This is a genomic window from Alteromonas sp. 14N.309.X.WAT.G.H12 (assembly GCF_036697315.1).
Classification (GTDB): domain Bacteria; phylum Pseudomonadota; class Gammaproteobacteria; order Enterobacterales; family Alteromonadaceae; genus Alteromonas.
Window position 1 is genome coordinate 18698 of record NZ_JBAHZB010000012.1, and the last position, 21132, is coordinate 39829.

The 21132-nt window shown below is 46.7% G+C and carries 15 protein-coding genes; 8 read left to right on the plus strand and 7 right to left on the minus strand.

The features are described from left to right. Positions 1-31: 31 nt before the first annotated feature. The gene (locus V5298_RS06195; RefSeq protein ID WP_332930602.1) at positions 32-2875 is read right to left on the minus strand and encodes an ATP-binding protein; all 2844 of its coding nucleotides are present in this window, start codon (positions 2873-2875) and stop codon (positions 32-34) included. Positions 2876-2883: 8 nt separating this feature from the next. Beyond that, complete coding sequence (locus V5298_RS06200) at positions 2884-4074, minus strand: ABC transporter substrate-binding protein (protein ID WP_332930603.1); 1191 nt, start codon at positions 4072-4074, stop codon at positions 2884-2886. 158 nt (positions 4075-4232) lie between these two features. Here V5298_RS06200 and V5298_RS06205 point away from each other — a divergent pair, with 158 nt between their 5' ends. Beyond that, the gene (locus tag V5298_RS06205; protein ID WP_332930604.1) at positions 4233-4751 is read left to right on the plus strand and encodes a hypothetical protein; all 519 of its coding nucleotides are present in this window, start codon (positions 4233-4235) and stop codon (positions 4749-4751) included. Here the strand turns inward: V5298_RS06205 and V5298_RS06210 are convergent. Beyond that, the gene (locus tag V5298_RS06210; protein WP_332930605.1) at positions 4748-5245 is read right to left on the minus strand and encodes a hypothetical protein; all 498 of its coding nucleotides are present in this window, start codon (positions 5243-5245) and stop codon (positions 4748-4750) included. The two genes, V5298_RS06205 and V5298_RS06210, sit on opposite strands and share 4 nt — an antisense overlap. 260 nt (positions 5246-5505) lie before the next feature. Then, positions 5506-6651, minus strand: coding sequence for a methionine adenosyltransferase (metK, locus tag V5298_RS06215; protein WP_332930606.1), 1146 nt, complete (start codon positions 6649-6651; stop codon positions 5506-5508). A 336-nt stretch (positions 6652-6987) separates the two neighbouring features. On the opposite strand from metK, the gene tkt reads away from it, so the two are divergent. From tkt to V5298_RS06240, 5 genes are all read left to right on the plus strand, one after another. After that, positions 6988-8982, plus strand: a complete 1995-nt coding sequence (gene tkt / locus V5298_RS06220) for a transketolase (RefSeq protein ID WP_332930607.1) — start codon at positions 6988-6990, stop codon at positions 8980-8982. Positions 8983-9002: 20 nt separating this feature from the next. Continuing rightward, entirely contained in the window at positions 9003-10016 is a 1014-nt protein-coding gene (gene epd, locus V5298_RS06225; protein ID WP_332930608.1) for an erythrose-4-phosphate dehydrogenase, read from the plus strand. Positions 10017-10043: 27 nt separating this feature from the next. Further along, positions 10044-11219, plus strand: a complete 1176-nt coding sequence (locus tag V5298_RS06230) for a phosphoglycerate kinase (RefSeq protein WP_332930609.1) — start codon at positions 10044-10046, stop codon at positions 11217-11219. A gap of 105 nt (positions 11220-11324) precedes the next feature. After that, the gene (locus V5298_RS06235) at positions 11325-12224 is read left to right on the plus strand and encodes a fructose bisphosphate aldolase (RefSeq protein ID WP_332930610.1); all 900 of its coding nucleotides are present in this window, start codon (positions 11325-11327) and stop codon (positions 12222-12224) included. Positions 12225-12421: 197 nt separating this feature from the next. Continuing rightward, positions 12422-13579: a GGDEF domain-containing protein gene (locus V5298_RS06240; protein WP_332930611.1), complete on the plus strand. Its 1158-nt coding sequence runs from the start codon at positions 12422-12424 to the stop codon at positions 13577-13579. On the opposite strand, the gene ppx is transcribed toward V5298_RS06240, so the two are convergent. The 3 genes from ppx to V5298_RS06255 all read right to left on the minus strand — a co-directional run bounded on the left by ppx (position 13576) and on the right by V5298_RS06255 (position 17782). Beyond that, positions 13576-15111: an exopolyphosphatase gene (gene ppx, locus V5298_RS06245; RefSeq protein ID WP_332930612.1), complete on the minus strand. Its 1536-nt coding sequence runs from the start codon at positions 15109-15111 to the stop codon at positions 13576-13578. The genes V5298_RS06240 and ppx overlap by 4 nt on opposite strands. A gap of 13 nt (positions 15112-15124) precedes the next feature. Beyond that, a complete protein-coding gene (gene ppk1 / locus V5298_RS06250; protein WP_332930613.1) occupies positions 15125-17191 on the minus strand; it encodes a polyphosphate kinase 1 in 2067 nt (688 codons plus the stop codon). An 84-nt stretch (positions 17192-17275) separates the two neighbouring features. Then, positions 17276-17782 (minus strand): glycine cleavage system protein R, encoded by a 507-nt coding sequence (locus V5298_RS06255; RefSeq protein WP_332930614.1) that lies wholly within the window; start codon positions 17780-17782, stop codon positions 17276-17278. Between the two features lie 166 nt (positions 17783-17948). On the opposite strand from V5298_RS06255, the gene V5298_RS06260 reads away from it, so the two are divergent. Together V5298_RS06260 and V5298_RS06265 are read left to right on the plus strand one after the other, a co-directional pair. After that, positions 17949-20090: an ABC transporter permease subunit gene (locus V5298_RS06260; RefSeq protein WP_332930615.1), complete on the plus strand. Its 2142-nt coding sequence runs from the start codon at positions 17949-17951 to the stop codon at positions 20088-20090. Further along, positions 20083-21132 (plus strand): phosphate ABC transporter, permease protein PstA (locus V5298_RS06265; RefSeq protein ID WP_332930616.1); only part of this gene is annotated, 1050 nt, incomplete at its 3' end. The genes V5298_RS06260 and V5298_RS06265, both read left to right, overlap by 8 nt.

The following is a 21132-nucleotide window of genomic DNA, read 5'->3' on the forward strand; positions in this document are numbered from 1 at the left end:
TCATCTTTTTCCCTTGCCCTGTGCGTACTGGTTAGGCCATGTACTTTGCCACAACGTCCTGTAAATCTTGGGCAGTGAAAGGCTTACTGATGTAGTCGTCCATACCGGCAGAATAACATTGTTCTTTATCGCCTTTCATGGCATTGGCCGTCAGCGCTATAATCGGTACGTTTTTATATTTTTCACCTGCTTCACCGTTTCTAATACGCTTGGTTGTTTCAAACCCGTCCATTTCAGGCATATGACAGTCCATCAGGATCATGTCAAAGGTCAGCTTCATCCTATTTAACGCTTCTAAGGCTTCTTTACCGTGGCGGGTGGTCATGGTTTTATGTTGACTTAAATGTTCTCGGGCAATGAGTTGGTTGATTTCATTGTCTTCCACGATTAACACCTTGGCTTTGCCATGGGGACCTAGTGCAGGGCTTGTGTCTTCAATGCTGGGATCCGTCCTGGATGTAGCATCCACATAACCAAGGGCAAGAGTAAATATAAACTGACTGCCTTGTCCTTTTTTACTGGTTGCAAAGAGATCGCCGCCGAGTAAGCGGCATAACTGACGGCTGATGGACAAGCCTAGTCCGGTGCCACCAAAACGGCGGGTTGTGGAAATATCTTCCTGTCGAAATACTTCAAAAATGGAATCCAAATTGTTAGTGGCGATACCTATGCCCGTATCTTCAATTACCCCTTTTAGCAGCCAGGCGCCATTACGAGAACGCTGCATGTCTATTTTTATCGTGATGGTTCCCTGTTCGGTGAACTTCACGGCATTGCTTAATAAGTTACTGAGAATTTGTCTTAAACGTACAGGATCGCCAATCACTCGAGTATGGGGTTGAAGATTAGTTTCAAGCAGTAGGGTCAGTCCTTTGTTCTGGCATGCAATGGAATTTTGTTCATAAATGGTGTGGAGCAGAAGGGGCAAATCGTATTGGATGGCTTCCATACCAAGCTGGCCGGCTTCGATTTTGGAGAAATCTAAAATATCATCCACAATATGTTGTAAATTACGCAAGCTGTCCTTTGCAAGACTAATATAGCGTAATTGCTCTTTGGTCATATTGGTTTTATTGACCAACTGAAGAGCCCCAGATACGCCGTGCAGCGGCGTGCGGACTTCATGACTCATACTGGCTAAAAAGCCTGATTTGAGTCTTGCGGATTCTTCTGCCCGCTGTTTGGCATCTTCGAGAAATTGCTGGGTTTGCTCTTGCTCGGTGACATCTTGGAAAAACACCACAAAATGGGTGAGTACTTCATCGGTATAGACTGGCGTAAGGATAAGTTGATTGTAGAAGGGCACGTCATTTTGCCGGTAGCATAAAAGGGTATCGTTAAAAGAGGAGCCTGAATGGAGTGCCGCATTCACTTCTATAAGCTTCTTCTGAGGGGCTTTCATACCGTTAAGAAACAGCGTTGGCTGTCCAAGTACCTGATCTTCCGCGTACCCGGTAACGGTGGAAAAGTGGGGGTTAACATAAATGGCGGGAAAACCTTCTGCTTGGGCATCAGCGATGAGAAGGGCAACGGTGGCGGATTTCATGGCATGGCTGATAACATTGATACGATTTTCCAGCGATTTCTTGTGGGTGGTATCGTTGCCCACAAGAATGGTACCTAATTGTTTGCGCGTATCGTCCGTTAACGGCAACATTGTCCATCGGATGGTCACCGGTATCGCAATGGGCGCGGCTAGGTAGTGACGCTCAAGGTGATCAATACCCGATTCCAGTTTACGTTTTATTGCCAGTAATTCACTATCTGTGATTTCAAATTCTTTGGCGTATTCAGTAAAAGTACGATTAATCAGTAGCTTATTATTATCATCATCCACCACAACTAAGACTTCTTCTAAAGAATCAATGACGTTGGAAAATTGTTGATTCGACAACGACATGGACATGAGGTTTTGAATCAAGCCATCAAATGCACCTCGTATGGCAAATAATTCCTGGGGCTCATTATCCGGGGCCTGACTGGATATGGCCGTTTTTTTGCGGGCGCTTTGTCTTATACTATCGTGCAATGATTGCAGCGTTGTGGCGCTCAAACGTGCAGCTTGGTTCGAGGTGTAAATACTCACCAATATGGCCGAACCTAGGGTCATTAATATGGCGGGAACAAGCCAAAGAACGTTGCTGAAGGCGTTAAAAACCGGCGCCTGGCTGATAAAGGATAAACCTAACCAGGATTGCTCTTCTGCAATCCATCCCATGAATTCATTTCGCGCATATAGACTGCCAGGGGGAAATCTAGCGGGGTGACTGGTGTATAAGATGGTATTTTTATCAGACAGAATAAATTGATAAGCATCGTTGCCTCGGGCATTGATAAATGCCTGCATGAATGGCAAAAATAACACCAGCGCACCTTCAGCTTGGCTGGAAATAATGACCGGAACTGAAATCAACACGCCTTCTTCGTTAACCTGCCGGTAAGGCTCGGAGCGCTGCAATGTGGTGTATTGCCATGCATCGGAAAACGCAGCAGGTACCACCCCTTCCCAGTTTCTGCTGATAATGGGGCTGCCGTCAAATTGGAATAGCCCCAAGCTAAATTGTTCGGTACGTGTAAACTTCAGTGACTGAAAAAATACAGGGAGGTAGTTTTCCCGTTGTTCAATATCAATGAAACTGTTTATCAATAAGTCATTACTCGCAATACCCTGCATAAGTTGTTGCGTATTTTCAAGGCTGTATTGCAAATCTGCCTTCAGGTATTCGGTGAATTTTTGTTGTTCAGAGGTAATTTGTATTTGGGCAAAATAGAAGATGGTGGCGCAAAGTAAGGTGCCGACGATGAACAGTGATACCAACAATCGCGGAACAATATGATGTTGTAATTGCTGATATAAGGTTGGGCGTTTGCTCACAGGCGTTGTCACTTATTGGTGACCGGTACAAGATACCCGGCGCTATTAAAGGTTGTCATAAAATAATCGTCAAGGGTAAAGGCTTCATGATCCCTTTCTGAAAAAGGCTGGGTATAATTTTTTACTGCGCCTTCCATGTACGATAACTGCTCTAGTGCCTGACGAACCTTATCCGTGTCGAAGCTGTGGGCTTGTTCTACTGCTGCACCTAACAGGTGCATGCTGTCGTAGCCGTGGGCTAGGCCCACCACCGCAGGAATGGCGGTTTTTTCGGTTTTTCCATACAGCTTATAGTATCCCGCAGCTAGCCGTCTTGCGGTGGGGTTATCCTGCTTTAAAAAATTAAAGGTTTGGATGACGGAAATATTCAGTTGTTGTAATTGGTCTATGCCAAGTTCTTGGGCAAAGTTACCGCCAGCCAGTCCGTTGTGAGACAAAATAGGCAAGTTGGCGTTTTGCGAAGCCAGAAGGGTACGGCTTACGATCACTGATTCGGGGGGATTAGCCACAAGAATAATGCCTTGTGCTTGGCTTTCTATAATGGCTTTTATTTCAGTATCAAATTGCTCTTGCCGCCAATTTATCCACTGGATAGAAACAATATCCACTCCCTGTTGTTGTGCGTATGCAATTAACGATTGATAGTTTGAACGTCCCCAGGCGGTTCTTTCTAAAATCAGGGCGACTTGGTTAATACCCCGTTTTTTGGCGGTGGCAATAAGCACCTGACAGACTTGTTCATCACGAAAGGAAACCCGAAAAACATTATTTGGGTTGTGGCCGTTATTGGTAATGGATGTGCCCGCAGCCCAAGGACTGATGAAAAGCTTGTTGTGCTGGTGGACCAAAGGAAGTTGTGCCAATACCACGGGTGTATGGACACCGCTAAAAATAGCGAGCAGGTTGTCGGTTTCGACGAGTTGTTTGATATGCTTGACCCCTCTTGCGGGGTTTCCACGATGGTCAGAGGCGGCCAAGATGACGTTTCGTCCAAGGAGTCCACCTTGCTCATTGATTTCCGCCAACGCAATTTCAATCCCCTTACGTAAGGCCTCACCGCCTTCTGCTGCTACGGCGCTTAAATCTGCGTCTAGGGCCACCACCACCGGAGGTTGGGTGTCAGCAGCTGCCAGGGCGCTATAAAGCGACAAGCTTAAAAGGGTGAGTACTTTGCTAAAGCGGGTAGAAAATGAACTCATATTAGGACGGACGATTCCGGTAATGGGGGGGCATATACAATCATAGCTTGCTTAGGCTGATGTGCAATTAGACAAAGGAAGTGGACACCGCAAATAAAAACTTGCGAAGTTGGCTATACCCTCGTAGTTTTAGGGTATACCTATTAAAGAAGTTCATAATGGTGCGTTTAAAAAGCCCCCCAACTATTCTCGATATTGAAGCCAGTGGATTCGGCAGCGCCAGTTTCCCCATTGAAGTGGGCGTTAAACGCAATGATGGCGCTAGATTTTGTCGGCTTATTCAACCCTATTCCTGGTGGACTCATTGGGATAAAGAGGCCGAGGGTTTACATGGCTTATCCCGCGATACCCTTAATCAATATGGTGTTCAAGGAAGTGACGTATGCCGTGATCTTAATTTGTTTCTCAAACAACAAACGGTCTATTCAGATGGCTGGGTGGTGGATTACCCCTGGTTAATCAAGTTGTATGCCGCGGCGGGGGTGGCAATGACCTTTAAGTTAAGTGCCTTGGAATACATCTTGAGTGAATCACAAATGCAAGCATGGCATGAGGTGAAAAAACAACTAATGGCGCAACACAGTGGCGCCCGTCATCGGGCAAGTGTGGATGCCGAATTAATACAACAGACCTATATTTCCACCGCCGCGACCTGTGAAATGTCATTTACCCGTTAAAAATAATATTCCACACCTAACAGTAGCGAATTGATATTTTTATTTTCTACTTCACGGTATTCGTATTCTAACGCCATGCTTACCGAGCGTAAGTCGCCCATTTGCCAGCCAAAACTGGCCGCTGAGCCCGCTTGATGCGGCAAGTAAATCCAGCTTGAATAGGCCATGCTATCTTCGGTGCCGGTTTGTAACGCCGCATATATACGGTGTGACTGGTTGGGCAAGATACGTCGACTGGCGAATACCCGTACCGAATTATAATTGTTGTCTGTGTGGCGGTTGTAGAGCCATTGAGGCGCAAAGGGACGTTCTGTGATGTAACGCACACCAATTTGCCAGTTGGCAAGCTGTGGGCTTTGATAGGTAATTTCTGATTGGTACGGTGAGGCGACAAACCGTGTATTCACCTTCGTCGGTTCGTTGTTGGGGCTGGGTTCGGCATTCACTGCAGCACTGAAAACCATCAATAACCCAATTAGCCAATAATCTTTCATGGTGAGTACCTTGTGTGTGATTGGGTGCTCAGTTTTTACGTTTGGTTATTATTACTTGACTACAGGTGTGCGTCCTGGAGAAGAGTCGACGCGGATTGCCATGCTAAATAGCACTACCAATGTCAGGTATTTTCGACAGTTGGAATGAAAAGGCAGTGAAAACGATTCGCGATAAAGAAGAAACAGAAACTGTCAGACTAAAGTATAGATCAGAATAAAAAAAGCACCGACAAAATTGTCGGTGCTTGTTGTTTTAGACGTTAAACCGATGCTTTAAGCGCGTCGGCTTTATCTATGGCTTCCCAAGGAAATTCCTCGCGACCAAAGTGGCCATAGGCCGCCGTCGCGCGGTAAATAGGCCGCTCTAAATCAAGCATTTTGATTAACCCGTAAGGACGCAAATCAAAATGTTCCCGTACGAGGGCAACCAGGGTTTTTTCATCTACCACACCCGTACCAAAGGTCTCGATGCTGATAGAAGTGGGTTCTGCTACCCCAATGGCGTATGAGATCTGTATCTCACAGCGCTTAGCCAGTCCGGCGGCAACAATGTTTTTCGCCACGTAACGGCCAGCATAAGCGGCTGAACGGTCAACTTTTGATGGATCTTTACCGGAAAAGGCACCACCACCATGACGGGCCATACCGCCATAGGTATCGACAATGATTTTTCGCCCAGTTAAGCCACAGTCACCCATGGGACCACCAATAACAAAGCGGCCCGTGGGGTTAATATGAAATTGGGTTTTGGCGTTAAGCCATTCAGCAGGTAAAACCGGTTTGATGACTTCTTCCATTACCGCTTCGCGAAGGGCGTCAGTGCTAATGGTATCGTCGTGCTGGGTTGATAACACCACGGCATCAATACCAACAGGTTTGTTATCTTCGTAGACAAAGGTTACCTGGCTTTTGGCATCGGGACGTAAAAAGTCAAGCTTGCCCGACTTTCTTACTTCTGCCTGTTTTTGCACTAATCGATGGGAATAGGTGATCGGTGCTGGCATCAGTACGTCAGTTTCATCACTGGCATACCCGAACATTAAGCCCTGATCGCCGGCCCCTTGCTCTTCAGCCCGCTCACGATCCACGCCCTGATTAATATCTGGTGATTGTTTACCTATGGCGTTGAGTACGGCGCAGGAACCCGCATCAAATCCCACATCAGAATGGGTGTAGCCTATTTCTTTAACAGTTTCTCGGGTTAACTCTTCGATATCTACCCAAGCTGTGGTGGTTATTTCGCCGCCTACCAGTACCATGCCTGTTTTTACATAGGTCTCACAGGCAACCCTGGCTTTGGGATCTTGCTCTAATATGGCGTCAAGCACCGCATCTGAAATCTGATCGGCAATTTTGTCTGGATGCCCTTCAGAAACAGATTCTGATGTAAATAGATGAGCGGCCATAAATCCTCCGTTGTTTTTGGATTACCAAAGTAGTTTATATTGTAACGCACAAATGTAAGAATACTATCTTTACTTCTGGACGTCTAAAAGTCTATTTGTAGCGTTTAGTTGACAGTTTAAGTCTGGGTTAACGAAAATAATATCGATTTAACACAGAATTACGGTATTGAATGTGACCAGACCGTATAAAACACGTTGAACTTACCTATACGCTTAGGTAAGAATAGTCGTCAGTTCGAAAAATCATAGTCGGCAGCAGGAAATCCTATCCGTCACCGGGGACGTTCTCCGGGTTGTCTACGTAAAAGTTACATGCAAATTTAAGAAGGAGTTAGCATGCCCACCCGTCGTGAACTCGCTAATGCTATCCGAGCATTAAGTATGGATGCTGTTCAACAAGCAAAATCTGGCCACCCTGGTGCGCCCATGGGAATGGCTGATATTGCACAGGTTTTATGGTGTGATTATCTTTCACACAACCCCGAAAACCCCAATTGGGCCAACCGCGATCGTTTTGTTCTTTCCAACGGTCACGGTTCTATGCTGCTTTATTCACTGCTGCATCTCACAGGTTATGATTTACCGTTAGAAGAACTGAAAAACTTCCGCCAGCTGCATTCTAAAACTCCAGGTCACCCTGAATACGGCTACGCACCGGGTGTAGAAACCACCACTGGGCCATTAGGTCAAGGGATCAGCAACGCAGTGGGTATGGCGTTGGCAGAAAAAGTGTTGGCGGCACAATTTAATAAAGACGATCACAGCATTGTCGACCACTACACTTATACCTTTTTAGGTGACGGTTGTTTGATGGAAGGGATCTCCCATGAAGTCTGTTCACTGGCCGGTACCCTGGGTTTAGGTAAGCTGGTGGCGTTTTATGATGACAACGGTATCTCCATTGATGGTGAAGTTGAAGGCTGGTTTACCGACGACACCGTTAAGCGTTTTGAAGCATACGGTTGGCAAGTTATTGCCGATGTGGATGGTCATGATGCAGAGCAAATTCGTAAGGCGGTGGATGCGGCGCGAGCCAATACCACTCAGCCTACACTGATTTGTTGTAAAACCATTATTGGTTTTGGTTCACCCAATAAACAAGGCACAGAGTCTTGTCACGGCGCCCCCCTTGGCGATGATGAAATTGCGGCAACCCGAGAAGCACTGGGTTGGACTTACGGCGCGTTTGAAATTCCGCAAGATATCTATGCTGAGTGGAATGCGAAAGATGCTGGTGCTGCTCAAGAAGCAGCATGGAATGAGGCGTTTGCCGCATACGAGCAAGCCTATCCTGAATTAGCGAAGGAATTTACTCGCCGGATTAACGGTGATGTGCCTGCCGATTTTATTGCTAAAGCGGATGCATATATAGCTGATCTACAAGCGAATCCTGAAGGTCCAGCCACACGAAAAGCGTCGCAAAACGCCTTGAATGCATACGGTCCCTTATTGCCTGAACTGTTGGGTGGGTCTGCGGACTTGGCCGGTTCAAATCTGACAATCTGGTCGGGTTCTAAAGGCGTTGATGCCAAAGATGCCTCTGGTAACTATATTTACTATGGTGTTCGGGAATTCGGCATGTCTGCCATGATGAATGGGATTGTCTTGCACGGTGGCTTTAAAGCTTACGGTGCAACCTTCCTCATGTTCATGGAATATGCGCGTAATGCGGTACGCATGGCGGCCTTGATGAAAGCCCCTGCTATTTTTGTATACACCCATGATTCCATTGGTTTAGGGGAAGACGGTCCTACTCACCAGCCGGTGGAACAACTAGTGGCACTGCGTGCCACGCCTAACCTTGACAACTGGCGACCTTGTGACCAAGTGGAGTCTGCCGTGGCGTGGAAAGCGGCTATTTTACGAAAAGATGGTCCGACCACGTTAATCTTCACTCGACAAGGATTACCGCAACAGGAACGTACCCCAGAGCAGGTCAGTGATATCGCCAAGGGGGGGTATATCCTTAAAGATACCGCCGGTACACCGGATATGATCCTCATGGCAACTGGCTCGGAAGTACAGTTGGCGGTTGCTGCTGCCGAGGCGTTGGCAGACAAAGGTATTCAGGCACGAGTGGTATCTATGCCTTGTACAGATGTGTTTGATCGTCAGGATGCGGCATATCGTGAGTCTGTGTTGCCGTCTTCGGTGACTAAGCGGGTCGCGGTGGAAGCGCTAGCCAAAGATTCTTGGTATAAATACGTAGGTTTTGGTGGCGCGGTTGTGGGCATGGACACCTTTGGTGAGTCCGGTCCTGCTGGCGATTTGTTTAAACATTTTGGTATTACTACCGAAGCGGTTTTAGAGACAGCATTGTCATTAAAATAATGCGTCTATAGGCGGTTTTTATGGTCCGAGTTGCCATAAATGGTTTTGGTCGAATCGGTCGCAACGTCCTTCGCGCTCTGTATGAAACAGGGCGCAATCAATTAATTAGGGTCGTAGCGATAAATGATTTGGCAGAACCAGAAGGCATTGCCCATCTTTTAAAATATGATTCGACCCATGGTCGCTTCGATTTTGATGTGGCATTACAACATGAGCAGCTAATCGTGGCGGATGACAGTATCCGCCTGTTGGCTGAACCTGATATCAACAATCTGCCCTGGCAGTCCCTTGGGGTGGATATTGTTCTGGAATGCACGGGGGTTTTTTCTGACCGCGTAGCAGGCCAGGCACACCTTGACGCTGGCGCTGGGAAAGTCCTTTTTTCTCAACCTGGCAGTACCGATTTGGATACCACCATCATTTTCGGTACCAATGAAGAATCGTTACTCCCCGAACATCGCATTGTTTCCAATGGTTCTTGTACCACCAATTGTATCGTGCCCGTTATTCAGGCGCTGGATAATGCCTTTGGGGTGGAAAGTGGCACCATTACCACGATTCATGCGTCTATGCATGATCAACAGGTAATCGACGCCTACAATAAAGATCTCCGGCGCGCCCGAGCGGCGAGCCAGTCTATTATTCCTGTGGATACCCGTCTTGCCGCAGGTATTGAGCGTATATTGCCAAAATTTGCGGGTAAATTTGAAGCCATTGCCGTTCGGGTACCCACAGTAAACGTCACCGCCATGGATCTCAGTGTGACTTTGGCCACGGGCGTGACCATAGAACAGGTGAATAATGCGCTGAAAAAAGCCCGTGAAGGGCGTTTGGCCGGCATTTTAGGCTATAGTGAAGCGCCTTTGGTGTCGGTGGATTTTAATCATGATCCTCACTCATGCATTGTCGATGGCACTCAGACGCGGGTTAGCCATCGTCGGTTGGTAAAAACCTTGGTGTGGTGTGATAACGAGTGGGGGTTTGCGAACCGTATGATTGATACCACGCTGGCGATGTACCAGACGGGGTATTAAGTAAAACTAAGTTACTAAGGGAAAATTATGGCAATTCCAAGCATGCAGGATTTCGCGCTGGACGGACAGCGTGTATTGATCCGTCAGGATCTAAACGTGCCAGTGAAAGAGGGCAAAGTGACTTCTGATGCCCGAATTAAGGCATCTCTTCCAACGATACAGGCGGCACTAGATGCAGGGGCGGCGGTGATGGTGATGTCTCATTTGGGGCGTCCCACTGAAGGACAATATGAAGCGGCCTTCTCTTTGCAGCCTGTTGTGGATTACTTAAATGATGCCCTGGATGTGCCAGTGTCACTGGTAAAAGATTATCTTGATGGCGTTGACGTTAAGCCGGGACAACTGGTGATATTAGAGAACGTGCGCTTTAATGAAGGTGAGAAAAAAGATGATGAAAGCTTGGCGAAAAAATATGCCAGCTTATGTGATCTTTTTGTGATGGATGCCTTTGGTACGGCTCACCGCGCCCAGGCGTCTACCCATGGGGTGGCAAAATTTGCACCGAAGGCTTGTGCCGGGCCACTGCTGGCCGCGGAACTTGATGCATTGGGCAAGGCCTTGCATAATCCTAAGCGTCCTATGGTTGCCATTGTGGGCGGCTCTAAAGTGTCCACTAAACTTACCGTATTAAAAACACTGGCCACTAAAGTCGATCAATTGATCGTGGGTGGCGGTATTGCCAATACCTTTATTGCGGCGCAAGGTTATGGGGTGGGTAAGTCTCTGGTTGAAATGGACCTAGTGGACGAAGCGAAAAGGCTCATACAACAAGCACAAGACAACGGTGGCGATATTCCTGTTCCTACTGATGTGGTGGTGGGCACCGAATTTTCTGAATCGGCCACGGCAACCTTAAAACCTGTGGATCAAATCACCGACGAAGATATGGTGTTTGATATCGGTCCGGATTCTTCTGCGGCACTAGAAGCTATTTTGAAAAATGCCGGTACCATTGTGTGGAATGGGCCTGTAGGCGTATTCGAGTTTGATCAATTCGCCGATGGTACAAAAGCCTTAGCTAAGGCTATTGCCGAAAGTAATGCCTTTTCTATTGCTGGTGGTGGTGACACACTGGCGGCGGTAGATAAATATGAAATCGCTGATAAGATATCCTATATATCCACGGGTGGTGGGGCGTTCCTGGAATTTTTGGAAGGCAAAACATTACCTGCGGTGGCCGTTTTAGAAGAAAAAAACCAATAAAAACGAGCCATTAAAAATGCATGATTGGCGAACAGTGACGTTCGCCTGCATAACTATAAACCCTACAATCTGCCGATAGGCACTACGCAAAAAGGAGTGTTGCTCATGGCATCACAAGCTCAGTTAGCTATGCTGGATAAAATTAAAACGCAAAACGGATTCATTGCAGCCCTCGACCAAAGTGGCGGCAGTACCCCTAAGGCGTTGAAACTTTATGGTGTTGATGAATCTGCTTACAGTAATGACGAAGAGATGTTCGATACGGTCCATGCAATGCGTACACGCATCGTCACCAGTAAGGTGTTCAATGGTGAGCGTATTTTAGGGGCGATTTTGTTTGAAAATACCCTGGATCGTGAAATCGAAGGTATGTCGTCAGCCCGCTATTTGTGGGATATCAAGCAAGTGGTCCCTTTCCTTAAAGTGGACAAAGGTTTGGCCGAAGAAGAAAACGGTGTGCAAGTGATGAAACCCATTACTGGACTTGATGCATTGCTGGCGAAAGCCGTTGCCCAAGACGTTTTTGGTACTAAGATGCGCTCCGTTGTGAAATTGGCCAATGAAGAAGGGATAAAAGCGGTGGTTGCCCAGCAATTTGAAGTGGGTAAACAAATTATTGCCGCTGGTTTGGTTCCTATCATTGAACCTGAAGTGGATATTAACAGCCCAGAAAAGGCGGCGGCAGAAGCGTTGCTGAAAGCGGAGATACTAACGCAACTGGATCAACTGGAAGCTGGCCAAGAGGTCATGTTGAAACTTACCTTGCCCAACGAAGCCGATTTCTATAAAGCCTTAGTTGATCATCCTAAAGTGATCAAAGTGGTGGCTTTATCCGGTGGTTATAGCCGTGATGACGCAAATGCGAAGTTGGCACAAAACCACGGTATGATTGCTTCGTTTTCTCGTGCGTTGACTGAAGGGGTTTCTGCTCAACAGTCCCAAGGGGAATTTGATGAAACCTTGGATAACGCCATTGAATCTATTTATCAGGCGTCCATTTCGTAACGTCTTAATAAAAAATACAAAGGGCAGACTTAGTCTGCCCTTTTTTTTGATCTTAATCAGGCCAAAACCCATAACATTGGCGAAGGAGCGTTACCAAGACTATGTTTAATGGGGCTTGAGGTGGCGATGTCGCAGGCAAACGCGTCTAGGGACCATGACATCGTGGGGAATTTTACGTTAATTTGGGTGAAGACAATGTGAGCGCGACGGATCAAGTACTGTTTTTGATTGCTGTATTGGGGATATTAATACTTGTAGGTATTGTCTATTCCTTTGCACTTCCTACGCCTTCCCATCGCTATAAAGCACAATCGCCTTATTTTGCCCGCTACTTTTTAGTGTGTATTTGGGTTGGTTATGTGTCGCTGTGTTTACCCGCCTTAAATTACCCTTTAATCAGTGCGATCATGGTCATGCCGTGTATCTTGCTAGCAATGTATATGATTTTTATGACCTTACTTCGCCGTTACGGTTGTGCCCTTAGTCAACGCCATGTGATTGCCATTGCTCTTCACGTCATCATTAGCACGGCAGCGTATATCTGGCTTTTTATTATGGAAAACCCCTTTAGATTAAAAGATTGGTTGCTTAGCTTATCTGCCGCTATCCCTCTGATCCTGTCATGGCGACTGATTATTCGTCAGTCCGATGATACCACCGGCGACAAATTAAACCTGTCCACCGTGGCCCTAACGCTACTGATTTTAGTGCTTGGTATGCCGGTGTACTTTATTTTTTTCTCTGATAGCACGGTGACAAATCCTTACATCGCATTTGTGATCATCTTTATACTAACCCTCTGTTTTATGCTTGGTTTTGTCTCAAGTTTAATGCAGACATTGTTCACTAAATTACTCACTCAAGTGTATATCGATGCCCTTACCGGCACCAAAAATCGTCATTATTTATATAAAGAAGCGCCGGATCAGCTGGCCCATTGCCGACGTCATAAGCAGCCCTTTGCCTTGGTTGCCTGTGATATTGATCATTTTAAGCATGTGAATGATAACTATGGACACCCCGCGGGTGACGAAGTGTTAAAGCAGTTTGCCCACAAGTTAGATCAAAACTTACGGGCCGGTGATGTCTTAATTCGTATGGGAGGAGAAGAATTTTTAGCCCTGCTACCTAACTGTGATCTGGGGCAGGCCAATATACTGGCGAATCGATTGTGTCAGGGGGTGCGGGATGCAAGAATGAATGTAGATGGCACTGTGATTACCCTTACGGCTTCATTTGGGGTATCGTCGGTAAACAAAGACGAGTGTATTTTTGATGGTATTAAAAAAGCCGATAAGGCTTTGTATAGCGCTAAAACCTCGGGTCGTGATCAGGTTAAACAGGTCTCCGTTTAAGCATCAATAATATCTAATTCTAGTCCTAACACCTTCCAGTATTGTTTTTCTTGTTGTAGATCGGCAGATAAAATGGGTCTGCCATCAAGCCAGTTTTGGGGAAATTGCAACGTAAGCTTTTGTTTGCTGGTGGTCACCTGAATATCCGGTAAGAAGGCTTCCTGACGCTTAATATTCAAAAGCGCGCCCAGTCGCATAATGGCAATCAATCGTTTTACGGCGGCGGTGTCGTATAGCTGAAATTCTGGCACTTCCTGTATTTTTATCTTTTTGCGATGAAAGCGGACCAAGGTAGAAAGCAACTCTTGTTGCTCCTGGGTAAAGCCCGGCATATCAACATTTGCCAGAATATAAGCCGAGTGGCGCTGCACACCACGGGAGTTAATTTGCAAGCCGACTTCATGAAGCAATGCTGCCCAACCAAGCATGGCGCGAAAATCACGACTTTTAAACTTCCAGCCTTGACTGGCCTGATCAAACAGGTTTAAGGAAGTGGTAAGTACCATATTGGCTTGGATGGTATCCACATCGTAACGGGTCGCCAGACTTTTAGCTGTACGTTCACGGATATCAGAGTGTTTCATCTCATCTTCCATTTGGTACAACACGCCTTCTCTAAGGGCCGCAGGAGAGTATATCAGCCCGTCGATATCCAGCGATTCAAAAATACCAATCAGTATGGCCAAACCACCGGCAATAACACCTCTACGATCTTCACTGATTTCCGGCATGGTCAGGTTGTCCACATGCCCCGCTTCAATGAAGGTTTTGGCTAGATGACGCAGGCTTTTTAATGTCACCGGCTGTACATGACCATTTTTCTTGTCACGTTGGGCCAGAGTAAACAGGGTCTTAATGGTACCCGATGTGCCGATGCACTGGGTCCAACCCAGACGTCTATAATGGTTTTCAATCATCTCCAGTTCTTGCTTGGCAGCAGTAATGGCGCGATTGAAGGCTTTTGACTTTAACTCGCCATGGGCAAAGAAACGCTTGGTGAAGCTGACGCAGCCCATTTGTAGCGAACGGCAAACCAGAGGATCAAACCCTTCGCCAATAACAAATTCTGTGGAGCCGCCGCCAATATCCGCGACTAATCGTCGACCGTCACTATGATTGGTATGGGCCACGCCTTGGTAGATGAGTCGGGCTTCTTCTACCCCCGAAATGATTTCGATAGGGTAAGGCAAAATGGTGCGAGCCGCATTGATAAAGGCTTTTGCATTCACCGCTTTACGCAAGGTATGGGTGGCCACAATACGCACTGAATCTGGCTCGAATCCGCGCAGGCTTTCGGCCACCAAGCCCAACATTTTCAAACCCCGTTCGATGGCTTCGTCGCTCAGTACATTATCATCGCTCAGGCCTGCGGCCAGACGCACTTTTTCTTTCAAACGATGAAGTATTTGCACCGAACCCGCATTGATGCGAGCAACGACAAGGTGAAAGCTGTTGGAACCAATATCCAGGGCCGCCACCTTGGTGGTATCCCTGCTCTCAACAGCATCAAAAACAGTTTCAGTTGGGCTCATTCAGTTGCTCTACTTAGTCTTCGAGATTTTTTAGGTAGTGATAAATCTCTACCTGAGAGCGAAGTTTTTTACGGTTACCTCGCAGAACGTACCGATTGGTTTGTTCCTTGTCAATGATTCTGGCTTTCAATGTATCTTTAAACTGTAGTTCCATAATATCCACAATCTGCTGTTGTAATCGATGATCGTAGATAGGGCAGCCAACTTCGATCCGGTTGTCCATGTTTCGGGTCATCCAGTCCGCCGAGGAGATGTACACTTTTCGTTTACCGCCGCCTTCAAATACCATTACCCTTGGGTGTTCTAAAAAGCGGTCAACGATGGAAATAATGGTGATGTTATCGCTAATGCCGGGCAGCCCAGGTACTAAGGAGCACATGCCACGGACAATACCACGGATCTCAACCCCAGCTTGACTGGCACGGTAGAGATCATCAATGAGCTCTTTATCTACCAAGTTGTTAATTTTAAACGTTATCTTGGCTTTGTGGCCTTCTTTTAAATACTGTATTTCCTGACGGATAAGGGACTGTATTTTGGTACGGCTATTTAACGGTGATATTTGCAGATGTTGGAATTTGTATCTGCGATACGGGTATTGGATAAGATCAAATACCCCCACACCTTCTTCAGCCAACTCTTGATTACGGGTAAACAGGCTAAAGTCGGTATAAATCTTAGCGGTTTTTTCGTTAAAGTTACCGGTACCAAAATGGGCATAATGGACCAGCGAGCCCCGTTCCTCACGGGTCACAATGCACAATTTACTGTGAATTTTTAAGGTAGGAACGCCAAGTACGACGCGAATACCGGCATCGGTCATGCGCCGGGACCATTCAATATTGGCCTCTTCGTCAAAGCGAGCGCGCAGTTCCACCACCACGGTGACTTTCTTCCCGTTATCCACGGCATCAATTAATGAATTGATGATCCGTGAGTTACTTGCTACCCGATAAATATTGATTCGAATTGATTTTACACTGGGATCAAACGCTGCCTGGCGAACAAACTCAGTAAAGTGAAGAAAACGATGATAGGGGTAGTACAACAAAATATCATGGGCCGTAATGGCATCAAACACGGTGTTGTAATCTGAGAAAGTCTTGGTATCAATGGCGGGCAACTTCGGATTTTCCAAGTATTCCCGACCTACATTAGGGAAGCCGATAAAATCTTTGAAGTTGCGGTAGTGTCCCGCTGCATGCATGGTATCGAGTTTCGATACTTTAAGCCGTTTACGTAAATCCTGTACCATATCATCTGGCATGGCATTGTCGTGAATGACCCGCACGGGTTCAGCAATAAGGCGTTGCTTCATGCTTTCGGACATTTTGTCCATATAGCTCTCGTCTATTTCATCATTGATGGAATATTCCGAGTCACGGGTCATTTTAAATGAATAGGCTTCCAGTTCGTCATATTTCACAAAACCGCGGAAGATCTCTTCTAAACACAATTGGATGACATCATCGAGCAGAATGATGTGTTTTTTCTTACGGCTCTTTTCTGGCGGTATGACAATAAACCGTGAGGTTTCAGCGGTGGGGACTTGGACCGCCGCATACCGTGTATTTTTCCCGTGCCGGCGTAAAGCCACATACAGGTAGACTGCAGTGCCATTTAAGCGAGCCAGTAAATCGGTTTTTTTATCGATGAGAATAGGGGCAATGTGGCGCAGAATTTTATTGACGAACAGGTTGCGTAACCAGGTGCGCTGATATTCATTAAGGGCATCTTTACGTAAGATGAAAATATTATAGCGCGCCAGGGCTTTTAATACATCTTTATGAATTTCATCAAATTTATTTGAAAGATGTACCACCTTATTTTGTATTTCTTCCATCAACTCGATTAAACGGGCGGCTTCTTCTTCACTGCCGTTTTCTTGGGCTATGGTGATCTGGCGTTTTACGTCGGCGGCGCGTACGCGATAAAATTCGTCTAGGTTGTTAGAATAGATCCCTAAAAAGCGGATACGTTCCACCGCAGGATTATTTTTATCGGCAGCTTCTTGCAGAACCCGTTCGTTAAAAGACAGCCAGCTGAGTTCTTTGGGATAGTACAGTTCGTTGTATTCCATAATGCGGGGCGAAATTTCTTATTCAAAAAAGTATAAAGCCTGTCACGACAACATGACAACCCTGTGACAGGCGCGGTTATGGTGTTAATTTTGGGTAGTGATATCTACAACCAGATCGTTAGCGATCCCTTCCAGTGCGGTTTGCAAGGCATCGTCATCAAAGGCTTCAGGTACGGCGATGACCGCTTCAGCCTTGAATATTTCATTTCCCCAGTTAGGTGCACTTTCACAGCGTGATGTAAACGAAACGATATTGAGGTTGAACTGGTTTAGAATCTTCGTCAGTTCCTGTACGATGCCAGGCTTATCATTGCCAATGATTTGTACGGCCAAGGTATCATTGAAAGACGCGGGACCTTTTGCCGGAGTGACAGACTGAACGCTAAGATCTGGAAGGCGATTTAAAGCTTCCACCAGGTCAGCGTGCTTATTGGCCGGAACGTGGACTTCTACAAAGCCGGTAAACTGACCTGCCATATGGGCAAAACTGCTACCTAGCCAATTGGCTTCGTGTTGATATACACATTTGGCTAGAGCGTCCACCAGGCCGGGTTTGTCTTTACCCATGATGGTGATAATCAAAGGTTGCATGAGCACTCCTGTCTTAAAGTGATCGCCCCCGGTGAAGTGGGGCTAACGTAAACTAACGTTAGGATCTGTTTAACTTTCACTTGATTAGCAGTGTTAAAATAACACATGATTGGCAATTAACCCTATCTGATTAAAGAAAAATCAGGCAAAAGTTGCTTTTATAATAATGACGTCACCTGAGGACATACACAACAACAAAAGGCAGCGTAAAGACCGGCGCCTGAAATTTACCGTCTCACTGTTTGGTGTGATGGTGCTATTGGCGATGGTGGTACTAATTACACACCTGGCTCTTCAGGCGTTACCTCTTGCGATGCAGCCCACCCTTGAGTACAGGCAAACAGCCGCTTTCCCCCACAATAACGACGGCAGCCCTTCCACGGCCTTGATGACAGGTGACTTGCTAGGCGGTCAGCCGGTGATTGTAGCAAATGACAACTGTGGCTTAACCATGTTGGGGCTCAATGCCGCGACATCGGCGCTAACGCCAATACATCAGTACCTCCGAGCCTGCGATCACAGTATTGGGGCCATTGAAGAAAATGAACAGCAGTTTATTGTGGATGTGTCGCCATCAGGACAGGTAAGGATCATTAATGTCCAGCAACTTGTTTTAGCATATAAACAACCTGTGACGAATGCGGTCAGTTTTGCCTTGCCAGAAACCGTATGGCATGAACGCCTTCATTGGCAAGTGGCGCTAGGCGAACGCTGGGTAGCCTTTACGTTGCGTACATCTAAAGAAGTCTTTGTGCGTTGGGTTAACCGTACCCAGCCCACACAAATCGTTGATCAGCATTTTAGTGATAAGGCTAAGGTGTTAACCTTGCCGGGCAGTGCAACTACACTGGTTTATCAGGCACCCACACTCGCTTTTCATCCCTTGAACAAACCGTCGACGACAATACAGCTGAAGCAACCAATAACATGGTGGCAAAGTCTGCCTATGGATCGCACGGTGCTGATGGCATCACAGGGCGTGCTTACCCGCTGGGTTTTGAATAATGAAAAAGGGGATTTTCGTTATGTACCTACGTGGGAAAGCGCCCTTCCTGCCAATCAGAAACCAATGGATGTGGCCACCCATGCCACGACCAATGCGCTGGCCATTTTAACCAATGCGCAGACGGTGTTATTGGTCAACCGGGTTACCGGTGAAACGGTCAATAGCGTGGCTATCCCCGAACCTGCCCAAACCTTGTCCTGGTTTGGGCAATATCTCTACTTGTTAAGTGAATCGTCGGTGATGGTTGAAAAGGTAAAGGGGTTATCTGGCATTACTACCTGGTCTTCCCTGTTCGAGCCACATTCTTACGAAGGCTATAAAGGGGCTGAGACGGTATGGCAGTCTACCAGTGGATCTGATTATCAAGAAACTAAATACAGCTTGGTGCCGTTATTAATTGGGAGTTTAAAAGCCTCCTTGTTGGCGCTGGTGATTGCACTTCCCGTGGCCATTGGGGCGGCGGTTTATACGGCCTATTTTTCCCAACCCCGTTTACGACAATGGCTAAAACCTGCCATTGAATTGCTGGAGGCAATCCCGTCGGTATTGGTGGGTTTTGTTGCCGCAATTTGGCTGGCACCCATGGCAGAACGGGTGTTGTTTTCTTTTTGCGTCTTTTTGGTTGCGGTCCCTGTGATTTTGTTCATTAGTGCCCTTATTCAAAAGCGTATAGCCAGAAAACTGCCGGTGTATTTTCGTAACGGAACGGAAATATTCCTTATGCCGTTGCTGATTGTCTTATTGGGCTATTTGTGTATGCAATGGGGACCAGATTTTATATTTTCAGTTATCAATATGGATATTGGTGAGGTAATTAGTCATTCATCAGGCAGTCCGATGGGGAAAACCACCATGGTAGTCGCCCTGGCCTTGGGTATTGCTATTTCTCCCACCATCTATTCGTTGGCCGATGATGCGATCAGTGGTGTACCTGAACCCCTTAAACAAGCCTCTTTCGCTTTGGGAGCGACACGTTTGCAAACCCTTCAGTATGTGGTTTTACAATTGGCTTTGCCGGGTATTTTAGCCGCCATTATGATGGGCTTTGGTCGAGCATTCGGTGAAACCATGATCGTACTTATGGTCACGGGTAATACACCGGTGGCAGATTGGAGTCTGTTTGAAGGGCTCAGAGCGCTAACGGCCAATTTAGCCATTGAGCTGCCGGAGGCCGACGTCAATAGTGCGCACTTCCAAGTACTATTTTTTACTGCCTGCATCTTATTTGGTTTTACTTTTGTGATAAATACGGTGGCTGAATTATTGCGTCAACGTTTGCGTAAAAAGGGACAATATGATTAACAACAGACTGCAGCATCTATTGTCTCCTTCCCAGCGGCAATCCTTTGTTATGAGCGTGACGGCGTTTTTTGCGGCGATATTGCTCCTTGCGTTAGTGAGCATGTTGTCGCTGATTCTTTATCGCGGCGGGCTGTATTTTTGGCCATCGCCCATCTACACCGTGTCCTACTACGATGCACAATTGCAAAAGATGTCTATTGTCTACGGGCAGGAAATTAGTGAATACGAAGAAGACGAACAGCCTATTCGTTGGTTTCTTTATTCCAGTGTAAGCCATCCCACCGGAGAGCAAATGCTGCTGGAGGAAAACAATACATTTTCTATTGTATTGTCGGCAAACAGCGCGGAGATCACCCTCAATGATGGTCGTTCAGTGATGGGGATGCCCGCCAAACTCAAGGCAAACACCACGCAAGATTATTCTCAAGAACGTTATTTGGCGATATCACAGCGGGTACAGCGTATTCAGCAAGCTATTGATGATATACAAGCGGAACATTTGAGTGTTATTCATCAAGGCTTGTCCGAGTTAGACAGTCAACATGTGGCTATTGATGCCCCCGCCCGTCGTAAATTGAGTAACGGCTTTTTGCTTTGGCAGCAAAAAATCGAAGAATTGGAACAACAACGGGACGGCTATGTGCTGGATGTGGCGATGGCAGACGGCCAAACGGTTACCATTCCTGTTGCACAAATCGAAGACGTGGTAGTGCCCGGACAGCTTTCATGGTTGGGGAAAGTGAAGGTGATGTTGCAAAATATCGGTCATTTTTTGGTGCAGACTCCCAAGCAAGCCAATACCGCAGGCGGCGTATTTCCAGCATTATTCGGTACCGTACTTATGGTGCTGGTGATGACGGTTATCGTGGCCCCTTTTGGGGTGATGGCGGCGGTGTATTTGAGTGAATACGCTCCCGACAACTTGTTGACCGCCGCCATTCGTATCAGTGTGTCGAATATGGCCAGCGTGCCCTCCATCGTTTACGGGGTGTTTGGATTGGGCTTTTTCGTTTATACCTTAGGTGGCAAAATCGATTCACTT